This window comes from Hymenobacter lapidarius (assembly GCF_001816145.1).
Taxonomy (GTDB): Bacteria; Bacteroidota; Bacteroidia; order Cytophagales; family Hymenobacteraceae; genus Hymenobacter; species Hymenobacter lapidarius.
In genome coordinates this window covers 82,498-91,998 of record NZ_MDZB01000055.1, presented here as the reverse complement: position 1 = coordinate 91,998, position 9,501 = coordinate 82,498, and the positions used below count along the sequence as shown (strand labels likewise).

At 60.0% G+C, this 9,501-nt stretch carries 5 protein-coding genes; 1 reads left to right on the top strand and 4 read right to left on the bottom strand.

Features of this window, described 5'->3' with window-relative positions; all coding sequences use genetic code 11:
- Positions 1-55 precede the first annotated feature (55 nt).
- Positions 56-1,501: a RagB/SusD family nutrient uptake outer membrane protein gene (locus BEN47_RS02560; protein WP_070724746.1), complete on the bottom strand. Its 1,446-nt coding sequence runs from the start codon at positions 1,499-1,501 to the stop codon at positions 56-58.
- Between the two features lie 24 nt (positions 1,502-1,525).
- Entirely contained in the window at positions 1,526-4,501 is a 2,976-nt protein-coding gene (locus BEN47_RS02555; RefSeq protein ID WP_070724743.1) for a SusC/RagA family TonB-linked outer membrane protein, read from the bottom strand.
- A gap of 345 nt (positions 4,502-4,846) precedes the next feature.
- Between BEN47_RS02555 and BEN47_RS02550 the strand changes: the two genes are divergently transcribed.
- Complete coding sequence (locus BEN47_RS02550) at positions 4,847-6,013, top strand: ribonuclease D (RefSeq protein ID WP_070724742.1); 1,167 nt, start codon at positions 4,847-4,849, stop codon at positions 6,011-6,013.
- Positions 6,014-6,167: 154 nt separating this feature from the next.
- Here the strand turns inward: BEN47_RS02550 and aceA are convergent, their stop codons facing one another.
- Positions 6,168-7,451: an isocitrate lyase gene (aceA, locus tag BEN47_RS02545; RefSeq protein ID WP_070724738.1), complete on the bottom strand. Its 1,284-nt coding sequence runs from the start codon at positions 7,449-7,451 to the stop codon at positions 6,168-6,170.
- Positions 7,452-7,705: 254 nt separating this feature from the next.
- Complete coding sequence (gene aceB, locus BEN47_RS02540) at positions 7,706-9,331, bottom strand: malate synthase A (RefSeq protein ID WP_083322044.1); 1,626 nt, start codon at positions 9,329-9,331, stop codon at positions 7,706-7,708.
- Positions 9,332-9,501: the final 170 nt, after the last annotated feature.

Below are 9,501 nucleotides of genomic sequence, written 5' to 3'. Positions count from 1 at the left end.
TCGACAAAAAAAGCCGCTCGCGACGACCGGAGCATTTTTGTGTCTGGAGCTGAGCTTAGTAGCCGGGGTTCTGAATGAGCACCGGATTATTAGGGTCGTTCAGGTCGGTTTCACGCTTGGGAATGGGCAGCACCAGGCGGTCAAGCGTAATCGGAATTACGGTGCCGTTGGCAGTAACGAGGTTGGTGCCGGTCCGCTTCAGGTCGTGGATGCGGAAGCCTTCGAAGGCCAACTCCAACTGGCGCTCACGCAGGATGGTAGCCAACCCGTTGGCTGGTGTCAAATTGGTCAGGGTAAGCGGAGTGGCACCAGAGCGGGTGCGGATGCGGTTGAGGTCAGCCAGAGCCGTGGGCAGGTCGCCGGCGCGGAAGGCAGCTTCGGCCCGAATCAAGTACATCTCGGCCAGGCGAATGACCGGAATGTTCTGACCAAACGTGGTGTACTTACCAGTCCGCAGGGCAACGTTCGGGGCCGACACCCGGCGGGCACCCGTGCTGTTGTACAGCAGCGGGTCTTTGCCCCGGGCATCGTTCGCTCCATACTGAGCAGCAAATGCTGGCAGCACCAGCACATCGCCACGGCCTACGCCACCAAGGCTGGCATAGTGGGTAGCCAGGCCGCTGTTGCCGGTACCGGCGTTGTTCTGGTCGTTCTGCTGAATCTCCAGCAGCGTCTCGGAACCGTTGCGGCCTCTGAACACCGCTTCCAGCGTAGGAGCCAGCGATTTGCCGCTGGTTTTGATAACCTCATCGGCCTGTATGCCGGCTTTTTTATAGCTTTCCTCGGTGGCCTGTTGCAGGTACACGCGGGCCAGCATGGCCTTCGCGGTGAAACGGGTGGCCCGGTTGCCGTTGGTGGTGGGTAGCAGGGCAATGGCCTTGGTCAGGTCGTCGATAACCTGCTCATAAACCTTTGCCACCGTGGAGCGCGCAATTTTGCGGTCGGCTTCTGCTACCGTACGCACCGGTACCAGGCTGATGGGCACCCCGAGGTCGGTAGCAGCAGTTTTATCGTTGTACTGCTTGCCATATAGACGCACCAGCTCAAAGTACATGGTGCCCCGTACGAAGCGTGCCTCGCCTTCAAATCGGGTCTTCGACACAGGATTTGCTACCACTGGCAGGGCATCAATCACCAGGTTGGCTTGGTTGATGGCCTGGTAGGCTTCGCGCCAAACGGTTTCCGCCGTGCTGTTTTCGGCCCGCGTATTGCGGTTTGCGATGTCACGGAAGTTGCCGAACGTGCCCTGGAAGCGGATGTAAGTATCCACCGCGGCCAGGAGCTCGGGCACCAGAATGAGGTTGGTGCCGTACAGGTTGGAGTTGCCCAGCTGGGCATACAGGCCTACCACGGCGCTGGCCACGTTGGCCTCCGAATTGAGCGCCGTGCCAGCATCAACCGATTGTTGGGGGTCTATATCGAGCTGCTTGTCGCACGAGGTCAGGGCCAGGGCCAGGCCCAGGGTCAAGACAGTCGCCGAACGGGAAAAGATATTTTTCATCGAAGTCGTTGCTAATGCGGATAATTAAAGGCCGAGGTTGATGCCCACCAGAAAGGTTTTGGCAAGGGGCGGCGTGTAGAAGTCGTGGCCGATGAGGAAGTTAGCCTGGCCAAAAGCAGCCGTGTTTACCTCCGGGTCGTAACCATCGTACTTGGTGAAGGTGAACAGGTTCTGTGCCGAAACGTAGACCCGAGCCGACTTCAGGAAGGCCCGCTTGGCCAGGTCCGAGGACAGGTTGTAGCCGAGGGTCACATTCTTCACGCGGAAGAACGAACCGTCGGTTACCCAACGCGACGACTGCGCCGTGCCGTTGCCTCCGTAGAGGCGCAGCTGCGGAACATTGGTCACGTCGCCGGGGTTCCGCCAAGCATTCAGCTGGTCAAGGGTCTGGTTGTCAAAGTAGTCACCGCTGGCCGACTGGTAGATACCGGCGGCGTTGTAGAGGTCGTTGCCCGACACAAACTGGCCGAGCACGCTCAGGTCAACACCTTTGAAGGAGAACGTGTTGGTGATGCCGCCCGTGAAATCCGGGTTGGGGTTTCCCACCACTTGCAGCGCAGCCATAGCTACATTGGAGCTGGTGCCTCCCTCGGCGGTGGCGTAAAGGGCATCGCCATTGGCGGGGTCTACACCAGCAAACTTGCGGCCGTAGAAAATGCCGATGGGCAAGCCTTCGCGCACGCTACCCAGGTACTGGCTCTGGATGGGCGCCGCCAGAGAGGTGATTTTGTTGCGGTTGAACGAGATGTTGAAGTTGGTGCTCCACTTGAAGGCCTTGTCGAAATTGCGCGTATTGAGGCTAATTTCCAGACCGCGGTTATTCAGGGTGCCCACGTTTTCGGTCACGTTGGTGTAGCCGTTGGCGAAAGACAACGGACGGTTCAACAGCAAATCGGTGGTTTTCTTTTCATACACGTCGATTTCACCCGAAATACGGTTGTCGAAGAAGCCATACTCCAAGCCCAGGTCGGCTTGCGCGGTGCTCTCCCAGGTCAGGTCGGGGTTGCCCACCCGGTCGCTGGGCTGGATGCCGGCCTGGTCGGCGTAGGGCAGGGCGTTGAACAGGCCCCGCGACGAGAAGTTGCCGATTTCGGCGTTGCCGGTCAGGCCGTAGCTGGCGCGCAGCTTCAGGAAGTTCAGGATGCGGTTTTCTTTCAGGAAGCTTTCTTCCGTGACAACCCAGCCAATGGAACCAGCCCCGAAATTGCCGTACCGGTTGTTGGCGCCGAAGCGCGAAGAGCCGTCGCGGCGCACGCTACCCGAAACCAGGTATTTGTTGCGGAAAGAGTAGTTGACACGGGCAAACTGCGACAGGAAAGCAAAGCCGTCCTGGAAAGAACCCGCGTCCGTTTTGATGGCCGCACTATTGATTCTGGTGAACTCGGCATTGGGGAAACCCCGGCCTTCAGCCGACGTGCGCTTCGTGTCGGAACGCTGGAAAGAAAACCCGACCAGCGCGTCGAAGTTATGGTCTTCGTTGAAGGTGTAGTTGTAGTTGGCGGTGTTGTTGGTGGTGTAGTTGATTACCTGCGTTTGGTCGCTTGAGCCATAGCCGGTGTCGCCGCCGGTTTGAGTGCCCGCGGCCCGGTAAAAGTCCTCGTTCAGGTTCAGGAAGTCGGCCCCGATTTCGGTGCGTACCGTTAGGTTCTTAATGGGCTGAAACGAGAGGTAGACGTTGCTGAACGAGCGGTACGTGCCGGCGCGGTTCGAGCCCTTTTCCAAGTCAATCAGGTTGTTGTAATACAGCGTGTTGTTGTTCAACTCGCCGGTATCAGGGTCGCGCAGGGGTTGAAGGGGCGGCAGCGCGTTCAGCTGCAGGGGGTTGGTAAAAGCGTTGTCGTTGGGCGTCCGGTCATTCACTGAGCGGGTCAGCGACAGGTTCAGGCCCACTTTCACGCGGTCCGTAATCGAATGGTCGAGGTTGATGCGGCCACTGCCCCGACGGTAGCGGTTGCCCACAATCACGCCGGTCTGGTCGTTGAAAGTCGAGCTCAGGTAGAAGCGGGTTTTGGCATCGCCGCCGCTCACGTTGAAGTCATACTGCTCCACGCGGCCTCTGGTAAGGGCCTCCGAAGCCCAGTCCGTGTCGGAAGTCGAATTGAAATCGATGCCGTTGCCTTCGAATTCTTCTTCGGCATCATAACCTTCGTTCTCGGCCGCTTCGGTAAAGAGCCGCTTGTATTGTTCCGCGTTCAGGAACTTGCGCTTCCGCGTAGGGGTGCTGGTGCCCACGTAGTAGCCCACGTTCACCTTGGTCTGCCCCTGCCGGCCTTTCTTGGTGTTCACCAGAATCACGCCGTTGGAAGCGCGCGAGCCGTAGATGGCCGCCGACGAAGCATCCTTCAGAATGGTGATGGACTCGATGTCGTTCGGGTTCAAATCGGCCAGCGGGTTCAGCGGCTCGGTGTCCGTGCCCGCGTCGGTGGAAGTGGCAGGAATGCCATCAATCACGTACAGCGGCTGGTTGGAAGCCGTAACGGACGAGGAACCGCGTACCCGAATTTGCACGCCGGAGCCGAGTTTGCCCGAGCCCTGATTGATTTGCACGCCCGGCGTACGGCCCTGAATGGCCTGCTCGAAGCTCACCACTGGTACGTTTTCCACGTCCTTGGCGGTGAGTTGGGTTACGGAGCCAGTCAAATCGGCTTTCGTCTGCGTGCCGTAGCCTACTACTACGGCCTCGCTGAGCTGGGTAGCCGAAACGGCCAGTGTTACGTTGATGGTGCTCTGGTTGCCAACGGCAATGGACTGGGTAGTGTAGCCTACCGAGCTGATGACGATGGTTGCATTGGGCTGCACCGTGAGGTTAAAGGCACCGTCGGCGTTGGTGCTCACTCCGTTGGTGGTGCCACGCTCCAGGATGGTGGCGCCGGGCAGCGACCCGCCGTCGGAGCCGCTCACGCGGCCGCTAATGGCCTGCTGTGCCCAGGCGGGCACTGCAAACAGGCATATAGCCAGCAGCGAAAAAAGTTTAAGGTGGGTAAAGAATTTATGTTCCATGAGGAAGGAAAAAGGGTTAGTGAATCGTTAAAAGTGCAGAACTCTTATAGAAAAGCCCTGTTGAAAAACAATGACAACCTTAAAATAACGGAGTGGCCTCCATTTTTTAACACGATGCCAAAGCGAAGGTAATTACACAAGGCTATTTTATTCGTTTAAATTGGTGTATCAGGTTTAATTATTGCTACTAACCGATACCAAGTATCACTTTTATAGTAATATGGCTATCCACACCCGCCGCCATGCCGGCAGTCGTTATTAGCAGCGCCTGCTGTGCGTGCCTACCTTTACCGTGCTAACCTTGCCGCGACCGTAGCCGGCGCCGCTGTTTCGTCATTCGCCTCAATGCCACTCATTCAGTACCTCACTTCTGCCGACGCAATTGCCACTGCGGCTGCCCACTTTGCTACCCTGCCACGCATCGGCATCGACCTGGAGTTCGACGACATGCGCCACCGCTACGGGCGCCACTTAGCCCTGATTCAAATTTTTGATGGCAAGGAGGCGTATCTCATTGACCCGCTGCCACTCCCGGACATGGCCGCCGGCCTGGAACCGCTGTTTGCCGTGCTCCGCGACCCCGCCGTGGCCAAAGTATTTCATTCGTGTAAGTCGGATATCCTCCTCCTGGATGAAGTATTTGGGGTCAATTGCCTCAATATTGTTGACACCAGTGTACAATTTACACTACTTGCCGCAGAAGACAATAACATTTCGCTGGGCCGGCTCATTCAGGCCGAGTTGGGCTTTGAAGTAGACAAGGGCGAGCAAAAGTCGAACTGGCTGAAGCGCCCGCTCACGGAAGCCCAGAAAGAGTACGCCGCCAACGACGTGCTCTACCTCTTCGAGCTCACCGACCGCCTTACCGCCCGCTTGGCCGAGTTGGGCCGCAGCGACTGGGCCGCCCAGGAAAACCTGGCTCTGGAAGCCGTGCGCTACGGCCGCGACGACCCGCGCCCGTGGTCGCGCAACGCCGCCAAATACAAGATTTCGGCCCAGGAAATGCCCATTTTTCGGGAGCTGTACATGCTGCGCGACACCATCGCCCGCCAGCTGGACCGCCCGCCCTACCATGTGGTCAGCAACGACCGCCTGGCCGAGCTCACGCGGCAGCCCATCGAAACGCCCTTGCAGCTGCGCACCGCCAACGGCCTGCACCCCGAACTGAAACGCTCGCCCTACGCCGAGCAGCTGCTGGCCATCGGCACCACCGACCTGGAGCCCGATACGCCACTCGCGCCCGAGCAGCGCAAGTTTCCGTTCCGGCGCCGGCTCAACGGGCCGGCCGCCACGCGGGCCGAAGCGCGCGAAACCCTGTTGAACACGCTCAAGGCCCTGCTCATCACCGACCACGGCAGCACGCTGGCCAACATGGTGCTCAGCAACCGCCTCATTGCCGAAATTATTGAGCAAGGGGCCGAGTCGGCCCTGCGCCCCTGGCAGCAGCAGCTCCTGCGCGAGTCGGCCGAGCGCCACAACGAGGATTACGGACAGATTGCGGAGCCGTTCTAGTCGTCTTCCGGCAGCGCCTGATACACAAACAGAACGTCATGCTGAGCGTAGTCGAAGCATCTCGCATGCTGTAACTAACCCTTTCGATTGAGTTACTACTGCACGCGAGCTGCTTCGACTACGCTCAGCATGACGTTCTGTTTGTGAGAGAGCTTTAGAATTGCGCTTCTTCGGTGCTGCCCACCAGAGCGGCGGTGCTGGTCTGGTTGCTGGTAACTACGTTCTGAACCGCGTCGAAGTAGCCCGTGCCCACAAAAGACTGGTGCTTCACGGCCTGGTAGCCGTCCTTGGCTAGGGCAAATTCCCGCTCCTGCAGCTCCGAGTAGCCAGCCATGCCGCGCTGGCGGTAGGCTTGCGCCAGCTCAAACATGCTGGTGTTGAGGGCATGAAAACCGGCCAGGGTGATGAACTGAAACTTGTAGCCCAAAGCGGCCAGCTCCTCGCGGAAGGTTTCCATCTGCTCCACGCTGAGCTTGGACGCCCAGTTGAACGACGGCGAGCAGTTGTAGGCCAGCAGCTTGCCGGGGAATTGGGCGTGGATGGCTTCGGCAAACTTACGGGCGTCGTCCAGGTCCGGGTGCGAGGTTTCCATCCAAATCAGGTCGGCGTAGGGCGCGTAGGCCAGGCCGCGGGCAATGCCGGCCTCGATGCCGCAGCGGATGCGGTAGAAACCTTCGTTGGTGCGCTCGGCCTCCTGCAGGATGAAGGGCTGGTCGCGCGGGTCCACGTCGGCGGTAAGCAGGTCGGCCGCATCGGCATCGGTGCGGGCCACGATGAGCGTGGGCACGCTCAGCACGTCGGCCGCGAGGCGGGCCGCCACCAGCTTGTTAATAGCCTCCTGCGTGGGTACCAGCACTTTGCCACCCAAGTGGCCGCATTTTTTGGCCGAAGAAAGCTGGTCCTCAAAGTGCACGCCGGCTGCCCCGGCCTCAATCATCATCTTCATCAGCTCGAAGGCGTTAAGGTTGCCGCCGAAACCGGCCTCAGCATCGGCCACGATGGGCGCCAGCCAGTGCACCTTGCCCTCGCCGCTGAGGTGCTGAATCTGGTCGGCTCGCAGCAGCGCGTTGTTGATGCGGCGCACCACGGCGGGCACGCTGTCCACCGGGTACAGGCTTTGGTCGGGGTACATGTGGCCGGCGCCGTTGGCATCGGCCGCCACCTGCCAGCCGCTGAGGTAGATGGCCTGCAAGCCGGCCTGCACTTCCTGTACGGCTTGGTTGCCGGTGAGGGCGCCCAGGCCAGCCACGTACTCCTGCGAGTGCAGCAGCTCCCACAGCCGCTCGGCGCCCTGCCGGGCCAGCGAGTACTCGATGTGGTAAGAGCCTTGCAGCTTCACCACGTCTTCGGGCGAGTACGGGCGCTGAATGCCAATCCAACGGGGGTTGTGGGCCCAATCCAGGGCGATTTCGGCGGAGCGTTGCGTTTGGGTTTTCATGGGAGTAGGGTTGTGTAGGGTTGATGAATGAGCTTGGGTAAGGGCAAAGCGCGGCCAGACGGCCGGTTTGGCCGCTTCTTTTGAAGTCAGGAAAGGGGGATATTATGGGAAAAAGAAGAACGTCATGCCGGGCGCCGCACAGCCGCAGCATCTCTCGCGGGGTAGGTACCCCTATCGTTTAACCAAGCGAGCGGGATGCTCCGGCAAGCTCAACACGACGTTCTTTTTTCCTATGCTGTACCAAGCCGGGTGGACTACGCCAGCTGCTCGTAGGCTGGCACCGTCAGGAATTCGACAAATTCCTCACTCATTACCAGCCGGTTGAAAAGGCGGGCGGCCTCCAGGTAGTGGCCTTGTTCATACGCCTCCTCCCCTACCTGGGCTTTGATTTTTTCCAGCTGACCGGGCACCAGGGAGCGGTACAGCTCGGTGGTGACGGGGCGGCCGTCGGCTAGCGTGGTGCCGGGGGTATGCAGCCACTGCCACACCTGCGCCCGGCTGATTTCGGCCGTGGCGGCGTCTTCCATCAGGTTGTAGATGGGCACGCAGCCGTTGCCGCCCAGCCAAGAGGCCAGGTATTGCACGGCCACGTCGATGTTCAGCTTCAGGCCGTCTTCGGTGATGCTGCCGGCGGGCGCGCGCACCAGGTCGGCGGCCGACACCTGCACGTCGAGGCGCTTGTTTTCGATTTGGTTGGGGCCGGGCATGAGGCGGTTGAAAACCTCCAGCGCCACCGGCACCAGGCCGGGGTGGGCCACCCAGGTACCATCGTGGCCGTTGGTGGCTTCACGGATTTTGTCCTGACGTACCTTATCCAAGGCGGCGTCGTTGGCGGCCGGGTCGTTTTTAATGGGAATCTGGGCGGCCATGCCACCGATGGCGTGGACGCCCCGGCGGTGGCAGGTCTGGATAACCAGCTGCGAATAGGCAGCCATGAACGGCACCGTCATCGTGACCTCGGCGCGGTTGGGCAGCCGGAAATCCGGGTTCAGCCCCAGACGCTTGATGTAGCTGAAAATATAGTCCCAGCGCCCGCAGTTCAGGCCCGCGCTGTGCTCCCGCAGCTCGTACAAAATCTCATTGAGCTCGAAGGCGGCGGGCAGCGTTTCGATGAGCACCGTGGCTTTGATGAGGCATTTGGGCAGCTTCAACGACCATTGGGCAAACCCGAACACGTCGTTCCACAGGCGCGCTTCGAGGTGGCTTTCCAGCTTGGGCAGGTAGAAGTACGGGGCCGAGCCGCGGGCGCACAGCTCGTGGGCGTTGTGGAAATAGTAGAGCCCGAAATCGAGCAGCGACGCGCTGATGGGCTCGCCATCAACCAAAATGTGCTTTTCCAGCAGGTGCCAGCCGCGGGGGCGCACCATGAGCACGGCGGTTTTCTCATTGAGCCGGTACTCTTTGGTGGGCGTGCTCAGCGAGATGGTGCGGCGCACGGCATCGCGCAGGTTAATCTGGCCCTGCACCACGTTGTCCCAGGTGGGCGCGTTGGAATCCTCCAAATCGGCCATGAACACGCTGGCTCCGGAGTTCAGGGCGTTGATAATCATCTTGCGCTCCACCGGGCCGGTGATTTCCACGCGGCGGTCCTGCAGGTCTTCCGGCACGGGTGCTACCGTCCAGTCCTGCTCGCGGATGCGCTTGGTCTCGGGCAGGAAATCGGGCAGCACGCCGGCTGCGAAATCAGCCTGCCGCTCCACCCGGCGGCCCAACAACGCCCGGCGGGTCTGGTCGAAGCGCCGGTGCAGCTCGGCCACGAACGCCAGCGCGGAAGGCGTCAGGATTTCAGCGTATTCCGGGTTGAATGCGCCGATGACTCGCACCCGCTCCGGGGTGAGGTAGGTGGGCACAGGGGCAGGGGCAGTGGCGGTGAAAGGCATAATGGAAAGTATTTAAAGGTGGGATAGGTAAGCAAGGCCACCGCAGGAAAGAGCCCGATGCTTGCGGCCTACACAAACATACGAATGCGAATTTCAATTATTAGCGAATATTCGCTAAATCAATAAATTTTATTACTGCCCGTATCTTTGGACAAGCTGGTGCCCACCTG

What these genes read in the sequence shown, in the direction of transcription:
- BEN47_RS02560 (WP_070724746.1), bottom strand. Translation starts at nt 1,501, where the DNA reads ATGAAAAATATCTTTTCCCGTTCGGCGACTGTCTTGACCCTGGGCCTG.
- BEN47_RS02555 (WP_070724743.1), bottom strand. Translation starts at nt 4,501, where the DNA reads ATGGAACATAAATTCTTTACCCACCTTAAACTTTTTTCGCTGCTGGCT.
- BEN47_RS02550 (WP_070724742.1), top strand. Translation starts at nt 4,847, where the DNA reads ATGCCACTCATTCAGTACCTCACTTCTGCCGACGCAATTGCCACTGCG.
- aceA (WP_070724738.1), bottom strand. Translation starts at nt 7,451, where the DNA reads ATGAAAACCCAAACGCAACGCTCCGCCGAAATCGCCCTGGATTGGGCC.
- aceB (WP_083322044.1), bottom strand. Translation starts at nt 9,331, where the DNA reads ATGCCTTTCACCGCCACTGCCCCTGCCCCTGTGCCCACCTACCTCACC.